Origin of the sequence: Mesorhizobium sp. 2RAF45 (genome assembly GCF_052115225.1) — a bacterium.
Taxonomy (GTDB): domain Bacteria; phylum Pseudomonadota; class Alphaproteobacteria; order Rhizobiales; family Rhizobiaceae; genus Mesorhizobium; species Mesorhizobium jarvisii.
Genome location: NZ_JBFRGG010000009.1, coordinates 1 through 23,455 on the forward strand (window position 1 = coordinate 1; position 23,455 = coordinate 23,455).

Below are 23,455 nucleotides of genomic sequence, written 5' to 3' on the forward strand. Positions count from 1 at the left end.
GCGGGCAATGTCGTCCGGCGTGAAAGGCAGCGCATCCGACATGGTCGGCGTGTGGATGCCGCCGGTGACGGCACAGGTGATGATGACTTTCTTCGACAGGTCGGCCACGGGCTGGTCCTTTCCTTGCACGGGAAGCGACGATTGTTCTAATGGTCCTGAAAGGCTACGCGCCGGCGTGTGGGCACCAGCGAGAGGCCGGTATTCGACGCGGTGTTTCATCACCTTTGTTCCCGCTTTGGAGAGACACTTCGAGCGAGGAGGTCGCCAGCAGGCCTGGTGACAGCTTGTCTAACAAGGGCCAGAATTTCGAAGCCATTGCACGGATAGTTTTTGCTTGTGCATGCGCAGGCGGATTGTAGCTTGCCCTTGTGTTGTTCGGCAGGGGTAGCTCGCGAGGTGACCGCCAGCATGTTTCCCAAGGACAAATCATGCATCTGAAAGCAGCGGCCCACATCGAGGCCATGTCTGCGTTCGCACTGGCGAATTTCGGCGGCTACGATCGGACGACCCTTGCACAGAACGAAAGCGCCTTTCCGCCCAGCCCCAGAGCGATTGCTGCCGGCAGAGACGCGATGACCCGCAGCCATCTCTATCCTGATCCGGACTGGACGGAATTACGCAAGGCGATTGCGCAGACCTATGGTGCCGAGCCGGATTTGACCTTGTGCGGTGCCGGTTCGATGGATTTGATAAGCTGCACCATCGCAGCCTTTTCGGGACCGGGCAGCCAGGTTCTGGGCACCTCTTACGCTTATAATTTCGTGGCCTCCGCCGTTGCGCGCGTCGATGCGATCTATCTTAAGGCCCCTGAACGGGATTTCGCCGTTTCGGTTGACAACATTCTCACGACCCTCACGCCGGCAACGCGGATCGTCTTCGTCTGCAATCCCGGAAATCCGACCGGCACTGTAATCCCGAACGCCGAACTGCTGCGCTTGCGCGCCGGCTTGCCAAGGGATGTGCTGCTGGTTGTCGACCAAGCCTATGGCGAGTTCGACGATCAGGATCCAACACCTGTCTTTGCGCTTGTCGCGCGTGGCGATACCGTCGTGTTGCGCACGCTTTCCAAGGCCTATGGCCTGGCTGGCGCGCGCGTCGGATGGGGATTGTTTCCGCCTGCGGTCGCGGCGCAAGTGCGCAAAATGCAGAATTCGAACCAGGTCACGACGTCAAGCCTCGCCATGGCCGTGGCGGCCATGGCGGATCAGGCCTATATGCGCGAAACGGTGGCCCGGACGGCCGGAATTCGCGATCAGTTTGCGCACGATCTGCGGTCCGCCGGCTACCATGTTCCCGAAAGCCGAACGAACTTCGTGCTGATTGGCTTCTCCAGCGCAGCCGCCGCGGAGGCAGCAGAGAAGGCATTGCGCGGCGCCGGGATCATCGTCCGCAGCTTGGGCGGTTACGGCCTCAGGGACTGTTTGCGCGCGACGGTCGGTCCGCAAGAGATGATGGACCGGGCCCTGCACATACTCATCGACATGCGCGGTGAATAGATCCAGCGACTGCATGTCTTGCGACTGCATCCTGAGGAGATTTGAGAATGCCGTATTTGCCCGTCCGTGATTTCATCGGCTATGGCGACAAGCCTCCGGCCGCTGAGTGGCCGGGCGGCGCCAAGCTGGCACTCAACATCGTCGTCAACTATGAGGAAGGCGCCGAATACAGCATCGGCGAAGGCGACGGTGTCTCCGAGGCGATCCTGTCGGACCTTGCCGTGTCTCCGGCGGTGCCGGGCCTGCGCAACCGCAACATGGAATCGCTATACGAATACGGCTCACGCGTCGGCGTCTGGCGATTGGCCTCGCTGTTTCGGGAAAAGAACATCATTCCGACCTTCTACGTTGTCGGACGAGCGCTGCAACTCAATCCGGCGGCCGGCAAGGCAATCGCGACCCTTGGCAGCGACATCGTCTGCCATGGCTGGCGCTGGATCGATTACGCGCCGCTGAGCGAAGCCGAGGAGCGCAATCACATCGCGCTGACGGTGGACACCGTCCAGCGCCTGACCGGCATTCGCCCGCTCGGCTGGTACACCGGCCGGCCCAGTCTCAACACGCGGCGGCTGGTGGTGGAGCACGGCGGTTTCCTGTTCGACTGCGACGACTACAATGACGACCTGCCCTATTTTGTCGACGTCGATGCCAAGCGGCATCTGGTCGTGCCGCACAGCTTCGACAACAATGACAGCCGGTTCTCGCGCGGCTCCGGCCTGGAGACAGGCAGCCAGTTCTTCGAATATGTCAGCGATGGGGTGGACTGGCTGCTGGCCGAAGCCGGGCGCACGCCACGCATGATGACCGTCTCGCTGCACTGCAGGCTGGCGGCCCGGCCCGGCCGGATGATCGGGCTCGCCCGCTTCCTCGACAAAGTCAGGGCCAATCCCGACATCTGGATCTGCCGCCGCTCCGACCTTGCCCAACATTGGCTGGATCGATTCGGTGGCTGACACGATGTCCGGCTGCATTGTTTTGACGCAATTCCGGACGGAAAACCGCTTCACAATTTTCCTGGAATTGCTCTGGCCGCCGGCAACACGCTACTTGTTCGGAACCTCGTAGACCTTGCCGTGCCAGGGCGCTGCATCGATCTGGTCGAGCGCCATCACGTAGAGCACCTTCTCATCCGGTCCGAAGGCGAAGTTCGGCATGGATGGTGACGGCACCGAAAGCATGCGAAGCAGCTTCGCGTCCTTGTCGACAACGATGATCTTGCCTGGCGCGTCGAGCGAGCGCGGGCTCTGACCGATATACATCTCGCCGGCCTTGTCCATCTTGATACCGTCAGGCCAGATATGTGGCTGGTTCGGGAACAGATCGTCGAGGCGCAGGAAGACACGGCGGTGCAACAGGCTGTGGTCGGGCTGGACGTCGAACTCGATGATCCTGTTGTCCTCGGTCTCGACCAGGTACAGGTTTTTCCCGTCGCTCGACATGACCAGACCATTGGCATTGTGCAGGTCGCCGGCGACCTTCCTCACGCTGCCGTCCTTGCCGATGTAGTAGGCCGAGGCGTCGATCAGCGGTCCGCCCTTGCCGGACCCAGTGAAGTAGATGCCGCCATCCTTGTCGGGCGCAAAGTCATTCGGTCCGCTGAACGGATTGCCGTCCGTGTCCTTGTCGTAGGCCGGCAGCGTCTTGCCGTCGGCGGAGATGCGGCCGATCGAGTTGCTGTCGTAGCAGGTGACAAGAAACTCGCCGGTGGTCGTCGGCAGTACCGCCGAAGGGCCACAACCGTCCATCTTCCAGAATATTTCGTTCTTCTTGCCGTCCCACACGGTCACAGTGCCGCGGCCATATTCGACGTAGAAGAGCTTGTCCTGATACCAGATCGGACCTTCGGCGAACCATGCGTCTTCATTGATGACCTTGACGTCTCCCGCATGCGCGGAGGATGTGAGGGCCAGGGCAAACATGGTGCCCAGCAGATGCCGTTTGATCATGCGATTCCCCTTTGTTGGCAGGCGGTCGAAATCTTCCTCGTTCAGCTTCGCCGGCGTTTCCGGCCGGCTAACGGTTTCCGCTGTTGGTTCACCGGGCGAACGGATAGCCGAGGCTCTACGAGCGCAGCCGCTTGCCTTCGGGGTCGAATGGCGGATGCGGCAGCAGGATCGCCTCATGCGGCCTTCCCAGTATAGCGACCGAGACCTTGTCGCCGGCCCTGGCGGAGCCTGCCTTGACATAGCCGAGCGCCAGCGACTGCTCGACGAAATAACCGTAGGCGCCTGAAGAAACCTGGCCAATCGGCGTGCCGTCGGCGAGGAAGATCGGCTCGCCTCCGGTCGCGTCGGCATCTCGGGCGTCGATCGACAGCATGATCAGTTCGTCGCGCGCCGGCTTTTCGGCAATGGCGGCATAGGCATCGCGATTGAGGAACGCGCCCTTGTCCATTTTGACAAGGCGATCGAACTTGACCTCCTGCGGCCAATATTCGGGCGAGTATTCGCGGCTCCAGCTGCCATAACCTTTTTCGACGCGCAGCGACATCAGCGCGCGCGATCCGACCGGTCCGGCCCCGACTTCGTTGCCGGCCTTGAGCAGCGCGTCGTAAAGCTCGACCTGGTCGGCGGCCTTGCAATGCAGTTCCCAGCCAAGGTCGCCGGTGAAGGACACCCTGAGCGCCACCACATCGATGCCGGCGACGGTGATCCGGCGCGACTCCATGAAGGGGAATGCCTCGTTCGACAGATCCTCATTGGTCAAGCGCTGCAGCAGGTCACGCGAACTCGGTCCCGCCACGTTGAAGCCGCAAAGGTCCTCGGTGCGCGAGCGGAAGGTCGTGCCCTGCGGCAACGGGACGGCCTTGAAGAACCTTTGATGGAAGCGCTCGGCCATGCCGGAACCGATGACCATGAATTCGTCTTCCGCGAGCCTGGTCACGGTGAAGTCGCCGGCAATGCCGCCGCGCTTGCCGATCAGCGGTGTGAGGCAGGAACGGCCTAACCTTGTCGGCATGCGGTTGGCGAACAGCGCATTGAGCCAGGACTCGGAGCCGGGACCCTTGACCTCGTATTTGGCGAAGTTGGAGATGTCGATGATGCCAGCGCGTTCGCGCAGCATGCGCGCCTCGCGACCCACCGGTCCCCACCAGTTCTGCCGGGTGAAGCCAATCGTCTCCTCGCGCGGCTCGCCCTCGGCGGCGAACCACAGCGGGTGCTCCCAGCCGAAATTGAGGCCGAAAACAGCGTTCATCGTTTTTTGCCTGTCGTAGGCGGGCCGGGTTCGCACGGGCCGTCCGGCGGTGCGTTCCTCGTTGGGGAAATGGATCTTGAAGCGATGGCTATACTGATCCTCGACGCGGGCCTTGGTGAAGGACTTCCCGGCCCACTGACCGAAGCGCGCCATGTCCCAGGCGAACATGTCGAGCGAAGGCTCACCCTCGATCATCCACTCGGCTGCCAGCTTGCCCATGCCGCCCGACTGCGAGAAGCCGGGAATGATGCCGTTGCAGCAGAAATAATTGTTGAGTTCGGGCACCGGTCCGAACAGGACAGCGCTGTCCGGCGACCAAATCATGGGTCCGTTGATCACCTTTTTAACGCCGGCAGTGCCGACCGCCGGGACGCGCGCGATCGCGCGCAGCATGTTCTCTTCGATACGGTCGAGATCGTCGGGAAACAGTTCGTGGCCGAAATCCAGTGGCGTTCCGTCCTCGGCCCAGAACTTCATCTTGCGCTCGTAGGCGCCGATGAGCAGTCCCAGCCCTTCCTGGCGCAGATAGTACTCGCCGTCGCGATCGGCGACCGAAGGCAAGCGGCGGCCCATGGCGGCGATTTCCGGGATGGTCTCGGTGACGAAATACTGGTGCTCTGTCGGGATCAGCGGCAGCTGCAGGCCAGCCATCGCGGCGACCTCCCTGCCCCACAGGCCGGCGGCATTGACCACCCATTGCGTGTGGATGTCGCCCTTCGGCGTGCGTACAATCCAGCTGCCGTCGGGTTGCGCCTCGGTGGCGGTGACCGGCGTGAAGCGATGGATCTCGGCGCCGCGCTGGCGCGCGCCGGCGGCGTATGCAGCGGTGACGCCGGACGGATCGACATTGCCGCCTTCCGGCTCGTACATGATGCAGCGTATGCCGTCGAAATCCACCAGCGGGTGCAGGCGCTCCGCCTCGTCACGCGCGACTTCGTAGAAATTCATCTTGTAGCGCCGCGCCTTGGCTTCCTGCAGCCTTAGCTGGTGCTCGCGCGCTTCGGTCTGGGCGAGATAGAGCGAGCCCGGCTGGAAGATGCCGCAGCCCTGGCCGGTCTCGGCTTCCAGTTCCTTGTAGAGCGCCATGGTGTAGTGCTGGAGGCGGCTGATGTTGGTGGAATCATGCAGGCCGTGAATGTTGGCCGCCGCGTGCCAGGTCGAGCCGGAGGTCAGTTCGCTGCGCTCCAGAAGGACGACATCCGTCCAGCCGAACTTGGCAAGGTGATAGAGGATCGAGCAGCCGATCAGACCACCGCCGATGACGACGGCTTGTGCATGAGTACGCATGTTTCTTCCCTTTGTTCGGCGACTTTATCTTGGCGTTTGATTTAGCTGATGGGTCAATCGCAGTCGCCCGGCGAGGTCAGGGGCGCAAGATGCGCCCCTGAGATATTTGCTGTGACGGCCCGGCCTAGGCCTTGTCGAGCCAGACCTTATCCAGCTGCAGTTCGAATGTCTGATGCATGCCGAGATTTTTCACATAGGTCGCATGGTGCCGGTAGAGCGAACGCCAGAACGCCTGGATGAGGATGCCGGAATCCTGCAGAATTAACTCGACGTCCTTCATCAGTTCCTTGCGCTTGTCGACGTCCGCCACGGCGAGCGCCGCATTGAGCTTCTTGTCGAATTCCGGATTGGCGTAGCCCGACTCGTTCCAGGCCTCACCGCTGCGATAGGCGATCGCCAGCACCTGAACGCCGAGCGGCCGCATGCCCCAGTCGGTGGTCGACCACGGGTATTTCGTCCAGTCGTTCCAGAAGGAGGCTCCCGGAATGACGGTGCGCTTGACCTTGAAACCGGCCTCGCGCATCTGCGCGGCGACGACGTCGGCAGGGTCTTTGACATAGTCCGAATCGTAGGAGATGAGCTCGAATTCATGATCCATCTGACCGGCCTCGGTCATCAGCGCCTTGGCCTTGGCAATGTCGCGCGGCACTTTGGGCAATTCATAATATTCCGGATGGATCGGGCAGACATGGTGGTTTTCCGCGACCTGTCCGAGGCCGCTGTAGCCGAGCTTCAGCACGGTTTCGTTGTCGACCGCGAGCTGGATGGCGTTGCGCACGCGTTTGTCGTCATAGGGCTTGTTGGTCACGTTGGTGCGCAGCACGATGGTGCCGGCGGTGACGACCGCCTCCTTGACCAGGCCCATGCTGTCGTAGAGATCGACGGTGCCGCCGACGGTCTGGTAGTTGCAGTCGATCTCGCCGGCCTCGAAGGCGCTAGCGATGGCGGGGTTGGAGGCGTCCGATCCGTAGTCGGTCCAATCGACGCCGTCGAGATAAGGTTCGCCGCCGAACCAGGTGAAGTCCTTGCGCCGCCGCACCGAGGCCGACTCGCCGACCTTGTACGAGATCAGCTCATAGGGACCGGTGCCGGGCGTCTTGAGCATGTCCGCGCCGTTCTTGTCGAAGTCGCGATGGACGATGACAGCCGGATAGTCGGAAAAGCCTGGAATGATGGTGACGTCGGACTGATGGCATTTCAGTTTCACCGTGTGGTCGTCGACCTTGGTGATGGCGCCCGCGGCGGCTTTCTTGGTGGCGGGATCGATCAGGGAGCCCATGCGGCCGGCCATCGAATTGCCTTCGGCCGCCTTGTCGCACCAGCGCTCGATGTTGTGGACTATGTCGTCGGCGTTGAAGTCGTCGCCGTTCGACCACTTCACGCCCTTGCGCAGATGCAGCGTGTATTCCGTGGCGTCGTCGCTCACCTCCCAGCTCTCGACCAGATGGCCCTCGAAGGTGAAGTCGGTGGTGTAGCGGATCATGTAGTCGTTGCACTGGCGCATGACGTTGGCGATCTCTGACCAGTCCCAGGAGCGCGGATCCTTCATGTCCTTGATGATCATCTGCATCTTGAGGATGCCGCCCTTCTTGCCGGGCACGATCGCCGCGGCCTTGGCCGGGGCGATGCCGGCCATCGAATAGGCGAATGCCGTGGAAGCGCCCATCGCGCTTGCCATGGCCAGGAATTCGCGGCGATCCATCCTGCCGCTTTTGACTTCGGCTGCGTAGCTTTCGATGACCGCCGGGACGCGATCACCGTTGCTCTTGAACATTGTCATCGTTGTTCTCCGGTTCAGGGCTTTCCGCCCGTTACATTCCCCTTGCGACAGCCATGTTAGGGGCGATGCAAAAATCCCGGAAGGGCTCAAGCCCCGAAGAACCGCCAAAACCCGGTTCTAAAGGCCTAAAAAAACGATGCCATTGGCGTGTCAATTTTTTGAGCGCGGGCTTGCCGGCCGCTCGCGGATGGCTTTCAGGCGCCGTCTTCGCGGGCTCGCGAGAGGATCCATTCGCGCACGATGCGCGCGATGTTGCCTTTCGAGAGCTGGCTCTCGGTGAGGTAGTAATTCCAGGGGCTCGGCGGCCGAACCGGAAAGGGTTCGACGAGCAGCCCGCGACGCAGATAGGCGTGGGCAAGCGACCGCTGGGTGGCCACCAGTCCGGCTCCCATGGCGGCGAGTTCGAGCGCGATGTTGGAGGCGTTCGTCGACAGGCCCTTGTCGTGGTCGTCCATGTCGAGGCCAAGCGCCGTGGTGACCACCTGCCAGTATTCCTGGCGGCCGTGCACGAAAATCCAGTCCACCTTGAGAATGTCGCGCGGCGTCTTCAGCGCGTCTTCGCCATCCAGCAGCGCCGGGGCGCACAGCAGCAACAACTCGTCGTTCCAAAGCGGTATGCCCGCGGGCGGGCGGTCGTCGAAACGCCGCGTTGAAATGGTGATGTCGGCGATCTGTTCGCTCATATCCTCCCAGATCGTACCGTGCAGCACGATCTCGATCTCGGGATGCTTCTTGCGAAACGCGGCCATGCAACCCGCCAGCCAGTTCTCCGCCAGGCTCATCGGGCAGGAGACGACCACGGTGCGGTTGCGCGAAGAGGTCACGATCGCCTCCGTCGCCTGATCGATCTGATCGAGGGCCTGGCGCAAGGTCGGCAGGAACGCCTCGCCCATTTCGGTGAGCTTGAGGCTGCGCGGATAGCGGATGAACAATTGCCGTCCGATGTAATGTTCGAGCGCGCGGACATGCGTGCTGACAGCGGCTTGCGTGTATCCGAGTTCGTTGGCGGCGGCGGTGAAGGAGAGATGCCGGGCCGAACTCTCAAAGGACCTGATATAGTTCAACGGGGGTGGCGGCTTCATCGCTAACTCCTGCAAGACGCAAGGGGATAGCTATCCCACAGACGGGCCGGCGTTCAATCGCGCCTGGTCGCAAGACGTGAATTTTTTTGGCCAATGCCGCCGAACTAATTGCGTGAAAGCACGATGAACCCAAATTAATGATGTCGTGACGCAGAGGGGAGTAATGCCAGTGGCTGTGCCGTCGCATCGGCGTGAAGGGCCTGACGCGTGTACCAGCGTTGCCGTTCGCCTGGCCGACTTCGTGTTGCGGCGGCCGGCAGATGTGTTCCCTGTCCTGGAACGGGCGCGATATCTTCTGCTCGACACGCTCGGAATCGCCATTGCGGCTGGTCCTATGGAAGCCGGGCGGATCGCCCGCGACACCGCCACCCTTCTCTACGGCTCGGCCGATCCGCTGCATTCGGCGCGCATGCTTTTCGACGGCCGCCGCGCCAGCATCGCCGGAGCCGCTTATGCGGCCGCAACGCAGATCGACAATCTCGACGGCCACGACGGCTACAGCCCGACCAAGGGGCATATCGGCGTCGCCGTCGTGCCGGCGCTGGCAGCGCTTGCCGAGGCGCTCCCCGACCTCAGCGGCCCGGAAGCGCTGGCCTCCCTGGTCGTCGGCTACGAAGTCGCCGGCCGGGCAGGTATCTCGCTGCATGCAACCGTGTCCGACTACCACACGTCGGGCGCCTGGAACGCGCTGGGCGTGGTTGCGATGGCGGCCAGGTTGCGGCGGCTCGGCGACGATCAGCTGCGCCAGGCGCTTGGCATCGCCGAATATCACGGCCCACGTAGCCAGATGATGCGCGAGATCGCGAACCCGACGATGCTGCATGACGGCTCGGGTGTCGGCACTTTGATCGGCCTGTCCGCGGCCGTGCTCGCCGAACGCGGCTTTACCGGCGCCCCGGCGATCACGATCGAGGAGCCCGAAGTCGCGACGCATTGGCAGGATCTCGGCGCCTTTTGGCAGGTGCTGCACCAGTATGTGAAGCCGTACCCGATCTGCCGTTGGGCGCATGCCGCAATCGACGCGACGCGCGGGCTCTGCCATGCGCATCATCTCGGGCCCTCCGACATCAGCCACGTCGAGGTGAACAGCTTCCACTACGCCGCAACACTGTTCGACGGCATGCCGGACACGACCTCCAAGGCGCAGTACAGCCTGCGCTTCGCCGTCGCGACCTTTATTGTCCATGGCCGCATCGGACTGGAACATATTTCAGGCAGCGGGCTTGAGGATGCCGCCGTCGCCGACATGCTGGATCGTATCAGCGTATCGGAATCTGCGCGCCACAGCGCCCGCTTTCCGGCAGGCCGCTGGGCCGATGTGACGATCACGACCCGCGATGCGCGCGTGCTCGCTTCCGGCGACGTTCACGCGCGCGGTGGACCAGAGGCGCCTCTGACAGAGGCTGAAATCGAGGCCAAGTACATGGACTACGCGACGCCGGTGCTGGGACAGGGCCGCGCCAGCGCGATCCGGGACGCAGTCCTGTCTCTTGCGGATCATGAAAGCCGTTTTTCCGATCTTTCGGTATTGATCTACGATCCGCCATTGATCAGTACGCTTCTCCAGCGGCCAGCGTGGTAGGCTAGATGCCGCTCAGACTTTTGAAATACGGTCTCAGCAGGACCTATCCGGTCAGCGGCGACATCCCCGCGACGCCGGACCTCAAGCCATCCTACGATGTCGTCATCGTCGGCGGCGGCGGCCACGGATTGTCGTGCGCGCATCACCTGTCGAAATATCACGGCATAAGCAGCGTCGCCGTAATCGAGAAGGGTTACCTCGCGGGCGGCAACACCGCGCGCAACACGACCACCATCCGCTCGAACTACATCACGCCCGAGGGCATCGCCTTCTACAAAGAAGCCGTCGAACTTTTCGAGAATCTCTCGCAGGAACTCGACTTCAACGTCATGTTCTCGCAGCGCGGCCAGCTAACCCTTGCGCACACGGAAGCAACTCTTCGCAGCTTCCACGCACGCGCCGAGATGGGCAAGCATCTGGGCACACGGACCGAAGTGATCGACCAGAAGGCGGTTGAGGAACTCGTGCCGTCTCTCAACATGGACTATGGCGGCGCGCTCGAGATCCTTGGCGGACTCTGGCATGCCGACGGCGGCACCGCGCGGCACGACGCGGTGGCATGGGGCTATGCCGCCCAAGCGTCGCGACGCGGTGTCGAGATCCACCAGCGTACCGAAGTGGAAGGCTTCGAGGTTGTCGGCGATCAAGTCCGGGCCGTCAGGACCAACCGCGGCCGCATCGCCTGCGGTCAGGTGCTGATCGCGACCGGGGGGATGAATTACGACGTGGCGATGATGGCCGGCGTGGAGCTTCCGATCCGCTGCTATCCACTGCAGGCGATGGTGACGCAGCCGCTGAAGCCTTGGCTGCACACGCTGGTTTCCTCCGTATCCCTGCACACCTATCTGGTGCAGTCCTCGCGCGGCGAGGTCGTCATCGGGGGCGGCTCCGATCCCTACCAGCTCTATTCCACGCGATCGACGCTCGACATGAAGGAGCACCTCTCCGAAGGCGCCGTCCACCTCTTTCCGTTCCTGCAAGGTGTGGGGCTGCTCCGGCAATGGGCAGGGGTCACCGACATGACGCCTGACTACAGCCCGATCATGGGTGCCAGCCCACTCGAAAATCTATGGCTCGATTGCGGCTGGGGCACATGGGGCTTCAAGGCAACGCCGGTCGCCGGCAAGCGGATGGCGCAGGCCATCGCCACGGGCCGTGTGCCAGACATCCTGAAGCCATTCGCGCTTGAGCGCTTCGAGACATTCCGGCTGCTCAACGAAATGGGCGCTACGGCGGCCAGTCACTGACCATGAAACGCCACTGACCATGAAGATCCTGACCTGCCCGATGAACGGCCCGCGCAACATAGACGAGTTCCAATCTTTCGGACCCGTCCGCGCGGAGCCGGATCCGGATATGACCGCCGATGCCGACTGGTCGCGACACCTGTTCCGCGCCGAGAACCGCAGGGGTATGGTGGTTGAGTGGTGGCGGCATGTGCCGAGCAATTATTTTTTCCTGGCCGAGCGCGACCTCGTCACCAACGAGATCATCCGCACTTTCGACGCTTCCGAACGTCGGGCCCAATCATGAATCGGCTAGCTGAGCCCTGGGGGAGCAGAATCGACCGCAGCCGTCCGATCCCCTTTACTTTCGAGGGCAAGCATTTTGAAGGCTATGCCGGCGATAGCATCGCCAGCGCGCTCGCGGCCTCCGGACAATGGGTGCTGTCGCGTTCCTTCAAATACCACCGGCCGCGCGGCATCCTCTCAATGACCGGCGCGGACGCCAATACGCTGGTGCAACTGCCGTCCGAGCCGAACGTCGCCGCCGACCGCACGCCGATCAGCACGGGGCTGCGGGTCAGCGCCCAAAACGTCAACGGCTCGCTCGAACGCGACCGCGACGCGATCATTGACAGGTTGGGGCGCTTTCTGCCTGTTGGTTTCTACTACCGCACCTTCATGGGACCACGCCGTGACAGCTGGCTCAAATTCTGGGAGCCGATGATCCGCCGCAAGGCCGGGCTGGGCGTGGTCGACACCACGGCCCCGCACCGGCATTTCGACAAGACGCATCTGCATTGCGACATCCTCGTGGTCGGCGCGGGTCCGGCCGGACTGAACGCCGCGATCATCGCCGCCGAGGGTGGCGCGGATGTCGTGCTCTGCGACGAGAACCCGGAGATCGGCGGATCGCTGACCTATGGTCGGTATGATCCGGCCATGCTTGTTGACCTGTCCTCCAGACTTCGGGTGCTGCCAAATCTGCGTCTACTGATCGGGACGGTCTGCAACGGATGGTATGAGGACAACTGGCTGCCGCTGATTCAAGGTGACCGGCTCCATCGCACACGGGCGCGCGCGGTTATCCTGGCCACAGGCTCCATCGAGCAGCCCGCCATCTTTCGTAACAACGACCTGCCGGGAATTATGCTGGGCAGTGCCGCGCAGCGGCTGATCCGGCACTATGGCGTGCGCCCGGGACAAAAGGCTGTGGTGCTGGCCACCAGCGACGAAGGCTACTGCGTCGCGCTCGATCTGGTCGAGGCCGGCGTCTCGGTCATGCTAGTCGCTGATCCGAGATCCAGCAGCGAGACAGGTCCCTTCGAAGCCGAGTTGCACGGCAAGGGCGTGACGATCCAGAAGGCCGCGACGATCGACGCCGCCGAGGGGACGGCGGGAAATCGCCATCTTTCCCGGGTTCGTGTCGGTGGAAGCTGGATCGAATGCGATCTGCTCGCCGTCTCGGCCGGCCAGGTGCCTGCCTGGCAACTGCCTTGCCAGGCCGGAGCAAGGGTCGGCTATGACGCCGATAGCGGATCGATGACACTCACTCTCCCGAAAGCGCCGATCCACCTTGCCGGTGCCGTTTCCAGAGGCAGCGATCTGCAGGGCGCGATTGCCAGCGGTCGTCAGGCGGCGGCCGCCGCGCTTTCGCGGCTCGGCCAAGCGGTCGTAGAAGACAGAATCCCCAACAAGCCGACCATCACCAGCCGGCTCCATGTGGAGCCGATCGTCGCCAATCCAAAGGGGCGCGATTTCGTCGATTTCGACGAGGACTTGCAGGTCAAGGATCTGCTGAACGCGGTCAAGGAGGGCTATCGCGAGATCGAGCTCGTCAAGCGCTTCACCACCGTCGGCATGGGTCCGAGCCAGGGGCGCCATTCCGCGCTGGGAACTGCGAGGATCGTTGCCGAAGCGACCAACCGCACGGTCGCCGAAGTCGGCATCACCACTGCCCGCCCGCCGGTCGGACCGGAGACGCTGGGTGTGCTCGCCGGCCACCACGAGCCGCTCGAACGGCGCACTGCGCTGCATGCAAGACACCTCGCGCTCAACGCCGTGATGAAGCCGGTCGGCGCCTGGTGGCGGCCGTATTTCTATGGTGAGGCAAGCGAGGCGGAAAAGGCGATCCGCGGTGAGATCACGGCGGTGCGCGAAGGCGTGGGCCTGCTCGACGTCTCGACGCTCGGGAAGCTCGAACTGCGTGGGCCGGATGCCGGCGCCTTCCTCGACCGCCTCTACACCATGGCGCATGCCAACCAGCCAGTCGGGCGCGTCCGCTATTGCCTGATGCTCAACGAGATGGGCTCGGTGGTCGATGACGGCGTCGCCTACCGCATGGCGGAAGACCGGTTCTATGTGACGGCCACCACGGGTGCGGTCGCGCGTGTTTACGCCGACATGCTGTTCTGGAATGCGCAATGGCGTTTGCGGGTCGATGTCCTTAACCTCACCGGCGCGTTCTCCGGCTTGAATGTCACCGGACCCAAGGCCAGGTCCGTGCTTGAGGCGCTGGACAGCGATATCGATTTTGGACGCGAAGCATTCCCCTATCTGAGCGGCCGCGAAGGCGTTGTCGCCGGTGTGCCGGTGCGTGTCATGCGGATCGGCTTCACCGGCGAGCTGAGCTACGAACTGCACTGTCCGTCGAGCCTCGCACCCGCCCTTTGGGACGCGGTGATCACTGCCGGCAAACCGTACGGTTTGAAGCCTTACGGTCTCGAAGCCTCGCGCATCCTTCGCCTGGAGAAGGGGCACATCCTGATCGGCCAGGACACCGATGCCATCACCACGCCGGACGAGCTCGGCTTTGGCTGGGCAGTCTCGAAGAAGAAACCGTTCTTCGTCGGCAAGCGGTCGATCGAAATGCGCGCAAGGCTGGGCCAGGCGCGCAAGCTCGTCAGCCTGCGATTTCCGGCCGATGCCAGGGATACTCCCGGCGAAAGCTGCCTCGTGCTTCGCGGCAATGCTCCCGTCGGACAGATCACCTCGGTCGGCTTCTCCCCGACGCTCGGCTGTACCATAGCGCTCGCCTACGTCCATGTTACCGACGCCACGGAAGGGAGCCGAGTGACCGTAAAGTGCCGGAACGGGCAATTGGTCGAAGCACCGGTGGTCGGTCATGCTTTCTTCGATCCCGCGAATGCACGGCAGGAGATGTAAATGCCAGCATCCCCTGTGTTTCCGTTCATGCCGGGTGGCGCCGCGGACGGCGCGAGTCTGCCTTCGGGAGCGGTGATGCTGACCGATCTTACGGGCAGTCTCCGCTTCGGCCTTAAGGGCGGCGGCAGCGCCGGCTGGCTCGCGTCGCGAGGCGTGCCCTTGCCTGCTGTCAATCGCATCGAGAGCTGGCGCGGTGCACGTGTGCTGCGCCTTGGCAACGACGATATCCTGTTGCTGGCCGAAGACGCCGACAACGCGCTCGCCGAGCTTGCAGGCAACTGGCATGGCGCAATCGAGCCAAAGGGCCATTCGTCCTGGCGCGAGGAAGGCTGGGCATGGCTACGCCTCTCGGGCCCGCGGGCGCCGAGCGCCATGGAGCGGCTATGCGCGCTTGATCTCAGAGCGGACAGATTCGGCACAGAGGACATTGCGCAGACGCGCGTTGGCCACATCGAGGCCGTCACGTTCCGTTCCCAGGCGGGCTTCGACGTATTGTTCGACATCACCGCGTCGGCGTACTTCGCCAGGATGGTAACGGCGGCAGCCAGGCACTGCACAGATTTGCTGATCGACACGGAAGGACGCACATGACCCGCCCGCAAGGAACCATCGCACCGATCCTGACGCCGTTCGAAGACGGTGGCCGCATCGCGCGCGACCTCTGGATAGGCCACGCCAAATGGGTGCTGGGCCAGGGGGCACATTTCCTGTCTCCCTTCGGCACCACCGGTGAGGCGCTGTCGCTCTCGCTCGATGAACGCACCCAGGCGCTGGAGTGGCTGATCGAAGCCGGCATTCCGCCAAGCCGGCTGATGCCCGGCACCGGCGTTACAGCGCTGCCCGAAACCGTCGAACTGTCGGCGCACGCGGTCGGGCTCGGCTGCGCCGGGGTGATGGTGCTGCCTTCGTTCTTTTACACCGCCGTCGGCGACGATGGCCAGAAACGCTACTACAGCGAACTGATCGAGCGGATCGCGAATCCTGCGATGAAGATGATCCTCTACCATATCCCGCAGAACTCCGGCGTGGCGGTGAGCCCTGGCTTGACGGCGCTTTTGAGCGAAACCTTTCCTGACACCGTTGTCGCCTACAAGGACAGCGCCGGCGACTGGAACAACACGGCGGCGGTGATTGCAGCGGCGCCCAAGGTTGCGGTGTTCCCCAGCTCTGAAGCGCAATTGACCAAGGGCCTGGCCCACGGCGCGGCAGGCTGCATCTCGGCCACCGTCAACCTCAACGCCGCGGCCATCCGCTCCCTCTATGATCGTACGCTGGCAGGCGAGGACGTCGCCGAGGCGGATGCCGCGATCAAGGCGTTCCGCAAGATCATCCAGGATGCCGGGCTGATCCCGGCGATGAAGGCCGTCCTGGCGGTGCGCTCGGGCGACAGGCGATGGCTGAACCTGCGCGCTCCACATGAGAACGCGACGCTCGAGAGCGGCGAGAAACTGCTCGCAGCGCTCGGTCCTTCGGCCGATCACATTGGCCGGAGCTGAGACCGGCATCATGTCCCCTCGCCCAACCGTCATTTTGCACACCGACAAGCCGGCCGGCGCGTTGGCCGTGCTCGTGGAGACGCACCCGGACCTGCCGGTGCATCCCTGCGAGAGCTACGCGGCGCTTCCCGAGTTGATCGAGCGCGTGGCGGCGGAAGTGGTCTATTCCATCCGCTTCGATGGGACGCCACGCTATCCACGCCAGGCCCTCGTCGAAAGCCCGACCGTAAAATGGGTGTCCATCGGCGGCTCCGGCACGGATCATCTGGGTCGCTGGGATCCGACGCGCGTTACGGTGACCAATTCCGCGGGCGTCGCCGCCGGCATGCTTGCGGAATATGTGTTGGGCGCCATGCTCTCCTTTTCGCTCGACTTGCGCGGCTTCGAACGCCGCCAGCAGGCTCGCCAGTGGGGAGGCGGCCGTGTCGAGCCGATCGAGGGCAAGACCGTACTCATCATTGGCCTCGGCAAGACCGGTGAGGCCGTCGCAAAGCGGGCACAGGCAATGGGCATGCACACGCTCGGCATTCGGGCACGCCCCAAGCCGATGCCTTGCGTCGAAGAGGTGCATGGTCCGGACGCGCTCCTGCCGCTGATTGGCCGCGCCGATTTCATCGTCTGCTGCGTGCCGTTGCTGTCCAGCACGCGCGGCCTGGTCGGTGAGGCGGCGTTCGCCGCGATGAAGCCGTCAGCCGTGCTCATCGACATTTCGCGCGGCGGCGTCGTCGAGGAGGCAGCACTTCTGGCCGCGCTCGACGCCAAACGGATCAAGGGCGCGGCGCTGGATGTCTTTGCGACCGAGCCACTGCCCCCAGAGCATCCGCTTTGGGGTTACGACAACGTCGCCATCACGCCGCATCGCGCGGCGGTCTATGACGGCTGGGACATCAAGTCGGTTCGCATGTTCGCCGACAATCTGAAGCGCTATCGCAACGGCGAGCCGCTGGAGAACGTGGTCAGTCCGGAACGCGGCTATTGACGGCCGGGAAGGAATAAATCCGATGTCACAGGACAGGCGCGGCGGCGGCCGCAGATCGAAGCTGGGACGCAGCGGCGGCGGTATCGCGCAACTGCCCTGGCAGCATGTGGAGAACCCCTACCCGCCGATGCAGTTGCTCGACGAAGAGCGGATGGAGCGGCTTCACGACACCTCGATGCGTATACTGTCTGAACTCGGCATCCGCGTCATGAGCGAGCGGGTGATGGACCTGTTCGCTTCCGCCGGCGCCATCGTCGACCGCGAGGAAAAGACCATCCGCATCGACGAGAGCCTGGTGAACGAGGCGCTGCGGGCGGTGCCGTCCTCCTTCACGCTGACCAGCCGCAATCCTGAGAAGCAGGTGCATCTCGGCGGCAATTCGCTGGTCTTCGGCCTGGTGGCGGGTCCGCCGAATGTGCACGACCGCATCCACGGCCGCCGTCAGGGCAATCTTGCCGACTACCAGAACTTCATCAAGCTGGCGCACCACTTCAATGCCATCCACATCATCGGCAACCAGGTGGTGGCGCCGATGGAGCTGCCGGCCAATTCCCGCCATCTCGACACCTACCATGCCAATCTGACGCTGAGCGATCTCTCCTTCCACTGCACGGCGATCGGTCGCGCGAGGGCGATGGACGGGATCAACATGATGGCGATCGCGCGCGGCATCTCCGTCGAGGAGATGCGCGCCTCGCCCGGCGTGACCACGATCATCTCGATCAACTCACCGCGCCTGTTCGACGATGCGATGGCGGAAGGGTTGATCGCAATGGCCGAACATGGCCAGCCGGTGACCGTCACGCCTTTCACCCTGATGGGGGCAATGACGCCGGTGACGCTTGCCGCAGCGCTTTGCCAGCAGAATGCCGAGGCGCTGTTCGGCGTGGTGCTGACCCAGCTCGTCAATCCCGGCACGCCGGTGATGTACGGCGCCTTCACCTCCAATGTCGACATGAAGTCGGGAGCGCCGGCCTTCGGCACACCGGAGAATGCCAAGGCCAACATCATCGCCGGCCAATTGGCGCGGCGTTATCATCTGCCCTACCGCACCTCCAATGCCAACGCCTCCAACGTGGTCGACCTGCAGGCCGCCTATGAGACGGAAATGGCGACCTGGGGCGCGGTGATCGGCGGCGCCAATCTGATTTATCACGCCGCCGGCTGGCTGGAGGGCGGGCTCACCGCCTCCTATGAAAAGCTCGTGCTCGACGTCGAGATCCTGCAGAACATGATGGAGTTCCTGCGGCCGCTGCCGTTCCAGGAGGACGATCTCGGTTTCGAGGCCATCAAATCGGTGCCGGCCGGCGGCCATTTCTTCGGCGCCGAGCACACAATGTCGCGCTACACCACCGCCTTCTACCAGCCCATGCTCTCCAACTGGCAGAACCATGGCGCCTGGGAGGAAGCCGGCGGCAAGGATGCGCTGGAGCGGGCTACGGAGCTCTGGCAGCAGGCGCTGCACGACTACGAAGAACCGGCGATGGACCCCGCGATCCGCGAGGAGCTCGACGCCTATGTCGCGCGCCGCCGCGAGGAGATCGCCGCCAATCCTGAAGGTTAGGACCTCTGCCCGATGCCCTGTGATCTCGTCATCCGCAACGCGACGCTGATCGCCGGCGACGGCTCGAAACCTTTCAAGGCCGACATCGCCGTCACCGGCGACAGGATCGCCGCCATCGGTCGGCTGGACGACGCGACTGGCATCGAGGAAATCCATGCCAGGGGCAAGGTGGTGGCGCCCGGCTTCATCGACGTGCACACCCATGACGATGGCGCGCTGCTGGCTCCGCGCGGGATGGAACCGAAGATCAGCCAGGGCGTGACGACGGTGATCGCCGGCAATTGCGGCGTCAGCCTGGCGCCGCTGCTTTTCGACAAAACGCCGCCACCGCCCTTCACGCTGGTCGGCGGCCGCGAGAATTTCCGTTTCGACCGTTTTGCCGACTATGTCGCTGAGTTGAAAAAGTGTGGCATCGCCACCAACGCGGCCTTGTTGGTCGGCCACACCACGTTGCGCCAGCGCTGCATGCCGGTGACCGACCGTCCGGCCAACGAAGCCGAGACGGCGGCGATGCAGGAGGCGGTCGCCGAGGCGATGGCCGAAGGTGCGTTCGGGCTCAGCACCGGCCTCGACTATCCGCCGGCGGTCAACTCCTCGACCGAAGAGGTCAAGGCGCTCGCTGCCACGGCGGCAAGCCTCGGCGGCCCTTATGTCACCCACACGCGCAACTATTTCGAGACGATGGACGAGGCCATCGAGGAAGCCATCGACATCGCCGACCATGCCGGTGGCAAGCTCTTCATCTCGCACCATCAATGCACCGGCCGCGCCAATTTCGGCAAAAGCACCCCTTCCCTGAAACGGATCGACCAGGCGCGCCAGGCGATGGCCATCGGCATGGATGTCTACCCCTACGCCGCGAGTTCGACCGTGCTTCGGCTCGAGCGCTGCGACACCGGCCTGAAGATCCTCATCACCTGGTCCGATCCGCATCCCGAGATGGCCCGGCGTGAGATCGCCGACATCGCGCTCGAATGGAATTGCAGCGAACGCGAGGCGGGCCAGCGCCTGCTGCCGGCAGGTGCCGTCTATTTCCAACTCGACGAGACGGATGTGCGCAACATCATCGCGCATCCGCGCACCATGATCGGGTCGGATGGCCTGCCGCACGACATCCATCCGCATCCGCGCCTATGGGGCACGTTTCCGCGTGTGCTCGGTCACTATGCCAGGGATGTCGGCCTGTTCAGCCTGGAGGAGGCTGTGTTCCGCATGACCGGCCTGCCCGCACGGGAATTCGGCATCGCGCAGCGCGGGCTTCTGGCGGAAGGCAATTTCGCCGACCTCGTCATCTTCGATCCGGAAACGATCATCGACACCGCTACCTTCGAGGAGCCGCGCCGGCCCGCTACTGGCATCGAGAATGTCTTCGTCAATGGCATATCCGTCTGGCGCGGCGGCAGGGCGACCGGAGCATTGCCGGGCGCGGTTCTCAAGCCCTCGGCTTCAAAAGTTGTCGGAGGCGCATGCGGTTGCGGCGTCGATCACAGCGCCTCGTAAATCCGGTCGACCGTCTCTAACGTGTAGACGAATTCCACCGGCCGCGTGCAGCGCCAGCCGTCGAAGGGCTGGCCGGCGAGCGCCTTCTGTGCCTCGGGCAGGCGCAATATGCCGCCGCCATAGAGCCGGTTGGCCATGTCGAGCATGCCGGTGCGGTGCATGGCCTCGCTCATGCTGCCGCAGGCATCCTTGACCAGCCAGACCCTGAACCCCTGATAGACCGCGTCGAACACGCTCTCGGTCACGCAGCTGTCGGTCAGGACGCCGGTCACGATCAGGTTCTCGACCTTGAGGTCGGCAAGCCGTCTTGAAAGATCGGTGCGGCGAAAGGCGCTTGGCCAGTGCTTATGGATGACGATGTCGCCGGGCTGCGCGGCCACCTCGGCGCAGATCGCAGCACCTTCGCTGCCGGCCACGGCGGAGCGGAATTCCTCGGTCAGGATTTCTTCCTGCCGCGCATAGCCGTCGCGTTCCTCCGGCTTCACCCAGGCCTGGGCATGGATGACCGGCACGCCCGCCGCACGAGCGGCTTCGATCAGCGTGGCGGTGTTGGCGAGCACCGCGTCATAGCCGATCACCGGCCAGGCGGCACCGGGGCGGTATTCGTTCTGCAGGTCGATGACGAGCAGGGCGGTCGCGGCAAGGTTCATGGCTGTCCCAGGGGATTGTCGAAGTCGGTGACGAAACGAAGAATCAGGCGGATCGCCTGATCGAGATCGGCGATCTCCATCGCTTCATGCGGGTTGTGGCTGCCGTTCTCATTGCGCACGAAGATCATGGCGGTCGCAATGTCGGCGCCGGCAAAGGTGGCCGCGTCATGCCCCGCCCCGCTCGGCACATGCGGCGACCGGATCTGCAGCTCTGTGGCAGCGCGGTCCAACCTCGTAATCAGCGCCCGCGACATGGTCGCTGGCTCCCAGGTGAAGCGTGGCCCGGCCTCGAAGCTGACACCACGCTTCGTGCTGACTTCGGCGAAGATCACGTGCAGCCTCGCCGCGATCCGTTCCAGGACAGCGGCCTCGGCGCTGCGCACATCGAGCGTGAAGCGAAGCTCGCCCAGGACGCGGCTGCCGCCATGCTGGCTCGGATCGGATTCCACCCGGCCGAAGGTGATGGTGGCTTCGTGGCCTTCGCGCTCGAGCGCGTCCCATTCCGCTTCAAGGCCGGCGACCAGATCGGCAAAGCCAAGCACACTGTCATGCCGGGCAAAGCGCGGCTCGGCGCCGGAATGGCCATAGGCGCCGAAGCATTTTGCCTCGACATAGCGGAAGCCGCCGGCAATGCCGGTGACGATACCGACCGGCGCGCCGGACGCGACAAGGCGCGGTCCCTGCTCGATATGCACTTCGATGAAAGCCGCGATCCGGCCGGCATCGATGCCAGGCACGCCGCGCCGCACGGCATCGGGGTCGAAACCCTCTTCCAACATGTGCTCGGCCAGCGTGCGTCCGCTGTCCGACCGCTTTGCGTCTAGCGCGGCCGGCTGCAGCAGGCCAAGTGCGGCCTGGCTGCCGGGATAGGACAGGGGAAACCAGACAGCCTCTTCGGCGCGGGTCGCCAGCACGATCAGGTCGCGCGGCAACTGGATGCCTCGCCCAACCAGTTCGGCCATCACCGCCAGCCCCGCCACGACACCAGCGGCGCCGTCGAAATTGCCGCCATGCGGCACACTGTCGAGATGCGAGCCGATGACAATCGCCGGCAAATCCGGATTGCGGCCCTTCAGCGTCAGATAGAGATTACCGGCGGGATCGACACGCGCCGTGGCACCGAGCTTTTCCGCTTCGTCGCGCACGAGACCATGCGCAAAACGCTCGCCGGCTCCGTAGGCGACGCGCGTGATCCCTGGCGCGTCAGTGGTGGCCTGCGCCAGCCTCTCCAGCAGATGCCCGGCCAACGTGCCGCCGGCTGTGAGGGCGGCGTTGCTCATGAAGCAACCTGCCTGGTTTGAGACTCGCCGCCGCGCAGCCGGTGTGGCGTGAGGTCGTCCAACGACACACCCTGCCTTGCGACGTCGTCTGGAAAGCCCTTGCCCGCGATCAGGCTGGCGCAGACGCGCGACAGCGCCGGCGAGGTCTTGATGCCGTAACCGCCCTGCCCGACCAGCCAGACGAAATCCGGGACCTCGTCATCCGGTCCGACCACCGGCGACCCATCGGCGACGAAGGTCCGCAAGCCCGCCCATGAGCGCGATACGCGCTGCACTTCGATCGTGGTGGCCCGTTCAAGACGCTCGGCGCCGATCGCGACGTCGATGTCCTCCGCATAGGCATCCATCGGTGGAGAAAGCGTCGCATCGGCAGGCGAGACGAACAACTGCCCGGCATCAGGCTTGAAATAGAATTCGGCGCCGACATCGTTGACCAGCGGCCACTCTGATATGTCGACACCCGCGGGTGCTGGAATGTTGAAGGCGGTGCGGCGCTTCGGTTGCAATCCGACCGGACGCACGCCCGCCATCAAAGCGATCTCGTCGCCCCAGGCACCGGCGGCATTGACGAGCGTTGGCGCAAGGAATGTTCCCGCCGGGGTTTCGACCCGCCACTGGCCGCCTCGGCGGTCGATGGCGTTAACGCCGGCATTGGTGACGATGCGCGCGCCACGCGCGCGGGCGCCGCGCAGATAGCCTTGATGCAGGCCGTTGACATCGATGTCCATCGAATGCGGTTCGATATAGGCGCCGGCGAGATAATCCGCGCGCAGCACCGGCACGCGCGCAATCGCCTCGGCCGGTGTCATGACGACGATCGAGGGCACCAGCGCCTGCGCGGCCTCTAGATCCTGCGCCAAGAGGTCGAGCTGATCGGCGCGCGCCACGGTGATCATGCCGCGCTTGCCGAGCAGCGGATAATCGCTGAAGCCGGCCGGCGGCTCGCTCAGGAAAGCCCGGCTTGCCAGCACGATGCGGCGGATGATGCCGTTGCCGTAGTTCTCGGTAAAGCTCGCCGCCGAGCGGCCGGTGGTGTGGTAGCCGCAATGGCTTTCCCGCTCGAGCACGACCACCTTGGAAGTGCGGGAAATCTCGAAGGCGGCGCCTGCGCCGGCAATGCCGCCGCCAATGATGATGACTTCGGTTTCCTCGGCGGCACTCATATCAGCCCATCCT

General features: G+C 63.9%; 19 protein-coding genes. 11 read left to right on the forward strand and 8 right to left on the reverse strand.

Going from position 1 to position 23,455, the window contains the following annotated elements; genetic code table 11:
• The coding region (locus AB4Z43_RS21900) for a 3-keto-5-aminohexanoate cleavage protein (protein ID WP_441939014.1) at positions 1–99 on the reverse strand (99 nt) is incomplete at its 3' end.
• 329 nt (positions 100–428) lie between these two features.
• On the opposite strand from AB4Z43_RS21900, the gene AB4Z43_RS21905 reads away from it, so the two are divergent.
• Positions 429–1,496 carry a pyridoxal phosphate-dependent aminotransferase gene (locus AB4Z43_RS21905; protein ID WP_019856654.1) on the forward strand — a complete coding sequence of 356 codons (1,068 nt, stop codon included), beginning with the start codon at positions 429–431 and terminating at the stop codon, positions 1,494–1,496.
• Between the two features lie 47 nt (positions 1,497–1,543).
• Positions 1,544–2,449 carry an allantoinase PuuE gene (locus AB4Z43_RS21910; RefSeq protein ID WP_019856653.1) on the forward strand — a complete coding sequence of 302 codons (906 nt, stop codon included), beginning with the start codon at positions 1,544–1,546 and terminating at the stop codon, positions 2,447–2,449.
• A gap of 90 nt (positions 2,450–2,539) precedes the next feature.
• On the opposite strand, the gene AB4Z43_RS21915 is transcribed toward AB4Z43_RS21910, so the two are convergent.
• The 4 genes from AB4Z43_RS21915 to AB4Z43_RS21930 all read right to left on the reverse strand — a co-directional run bounded on the left by AB4Z43_RS21915 (position 2,540) and on the right by AB4Z43_RS21930 (position 8,840).
• Positions 2,540–3,442: an SMP-30/gluconolactonase/LRE family protein gene (locus AB4Z43_RS21915; RefSeq protein ID WP_019856652.1), complete on the reverse strand. Its 903-nt coding sequence runs from the start codon at positions 3,440–3,442 to the stop codon at positions 2,540–2,542.
• Positions 3,443–3,557: 115 nt separating this feature from the next.
• A complete protein-coding gene (locus tag AB4Z43_RS21920; protein ID WP_038645039.1) occupies positions 3,558–5,978 on the reverse strand; it encodes a GcvT family protein in 2,421 nt (806 codons plus the stop codon).
• Positions 5,979–6,102: 124 nt separating this feature from the next.
• Positions 6,103–7,758, reverse strand: a complete 1,656-nt coding sequence (locus tag AB4Z43_RS21925) for an ABC transporter substrate-binding protein (RefSeq protein ID WP_019856650.1) — start codon at positions 7,756–7,758, stop codon at positions 6,103–6,105.
• A 194-nt stretch (positions 7,759–7,952) separates the two neighbouring features.
• Positions 7,953–8,840: a LysR substrate-binding domain-containing protein gene (locus tag AB4Z43_RS21930; protein WP_019856649.1), complete on the reverse strand. Its 888-nt coding sequence runs from the start codon at positions 8,838–8,840 to the stop codon at positions 7,953–7,955.
• A gap of 169 nt (positions 8,841–9,009) precedes the next feature.
• Between AB4Z43_RS21930 and AB4Z43_RS21935 the strand changes: the two genes are divergently transcribed.
• From AB4Z43_RS21935 to AB4Z43_RS21975, 9 genes are all read left to right on the forward strand, one after another.
• Positions 9,010–10,422 carry an MmgE/PrpD family protein gene (locus tag AB4Z43_RS21935; protein ID WP_236952126.1) on the forward strand — a complete coding sequence of 471 codons (1,413 nt, stop codon included), beginning with the start codon at positions 9,010–9,012 and terminating at the stop codon, positions 10,420–10,422.
• Positions 10,423–10,427: 5 nt separating this feature from the next.
• Positions 10,428–11,669: an FAD-dependent oxidoreductase gene (locus tag AB4Z43_RS21940; protein ID WP_441938934.1), complete on the forward strand. Its 1,242-nt coding sequence runs from the start codon at positions 10,428–10,430 to the stop codon at positions 11,667–11,669.
• A 19-nt stretch (positions 11,670–11,688) separates the two neighbouring features.
• The gene (locus AB4Z43_RS21945; protein ID WP_019856646.1) at positions 11,689–11,955 is read left to right on the forward strand and encodes a sarcosine oxidase subunit delta; all 267 of its coding nucleotides are present in this window, start codon (positions 11,689–11,691) and stop codon (positions 11,953–11,955) included.
• Complete coding sequence (locus tag AB4Z43_RS21950) at positions 11,952–14,810, forward strand: 2Fe-2S iron-sulfur cluster-binding protein (protein ID WP_441938935.1); 2,859 nt, start codon at positions 11,952–11,954, stop codon at positions 14,808–14,810. Before AB4Z43_RS21945 ends, AB4Z43_RS21950 begins: the two co-directional genes overlap by 4 nt.
• A 75-nt stretch (positions 14,811–14,885) precedes the next feature.
• Complete coding sequence (locus AB4Z43_RS21955; RefSeq protein WP_167626452.1) at positions 14,886–15,401, forward strand: hypothetical protein; 516 nt, start codon at positions 14,886–14,888, stop codon at positions 15,399–15,401.
• The gene (locus tag AB4Z43_RS21960; protein ID WP_069091527.1) at positions 15,398–16,306 is read left to right on the forward strand and encodes a dihydrodipicolinate synthase family protein; all 909 of its coding nucleotides are present in this window, start codon (positions 15,398–15,400) and stop codon (positions 16,304–16,306) included. The genes AB4Z43_RS21955 and AB4Z43_RS21960 overlap by 4 nt, the downstream gene beginning before the upstream one ends.
• Before the next feature lie 10 nt (positions 16,307–16,316).
• Entirely contained in the window at positions 16,317–17,285 is a 969-nt protein-coding gene (locus AB4Z43_RS21965) for a D-2-hydroxyacid dehydrogenase (protein ID WP_020628788.1), read from the forward strand.
• A 22-nt stretch (positions 17,286–17,307) separates the two neighbouring features.
• Positions 17,308–18,849, forward strand: a complete 1,542-nt coding sequence (locus AB4Z43_RS21970; protein WP_441938936.1) for a trimethylamine methyltransferase family protein — start codon at positions 17,308–17,310, stop codon at positions 18,847–18,849.
• Between the two features lie 12 nt (positions 18,850–18,861).
• Positions 18,862–20,349: an N-acyl-D-amino-acid deacylase family protein gene (locus AB4Z43_RS21975; protein ID WP_441938937.1), complete on the forward strand. Its 1,488-nt coding sequence runs from the start codon at positions 18,862–18,864 to the stop codon at positions 20,347–20,349.
• On the opposite strand, the gene AB4Z43_RS21980 is transcribed toward AB4Z43_RS21975, so the two are convergent.
• From AB4Z43_RS21980 to AB4Z43_RS21990, 3 genes are read right to left on the reverse strand one after another with little or no spacing between them, the layout of a single operon-like run.
• Positions 20,334–20,999, reverse strand: coding sequence for a cysteine hydrolase family protein (locus AB4Z43_RS21980; RefSeq protein ID WP_038645023.1), 666 nt, complete (start codon positions 20,997–20,999; stop codon positions 20,334–20,336). The two genes, AB4Z43_RS21975 and AB4Z43_RS21980, sit on opposite strands and share 16 nt — an antisense overlap.
• Entirely contained in the window at positions 20,996–22,279 is a 1,284-nt protein-coding gene (locus tag AB4Z43_RS21985; protein ID WP_069091524.1) for a hydantoinase/carbamoylase family amidase, read from the reverse strand. The genes AB4Z43_RS21980 and AB4Z43_RS21985 overlap by 4 nt, the downstream gene beginning before the upstream one ends.
• Positions 22,276–23,442 carry an NAD(P)/FAD-dependent oxidoreductase gene (locus tag AB4Z43_RS21990; RefSeq protein ID WP_441938938.1) on the reverse strand — a complete coding sequence of 389 codons (1,167 nt, stop codon included), beginning with the start codon at positions 23,440–23,442 and terminating at the stop codon, positions 22,276–22,278. Before AB4Z43_RS21990 ends, AB4Z43_RS21985 begins: the two co-directional genes overlap by 4 nt.
• Positions 23,443–23,455 lie beyond the last annotated feature (13 nt).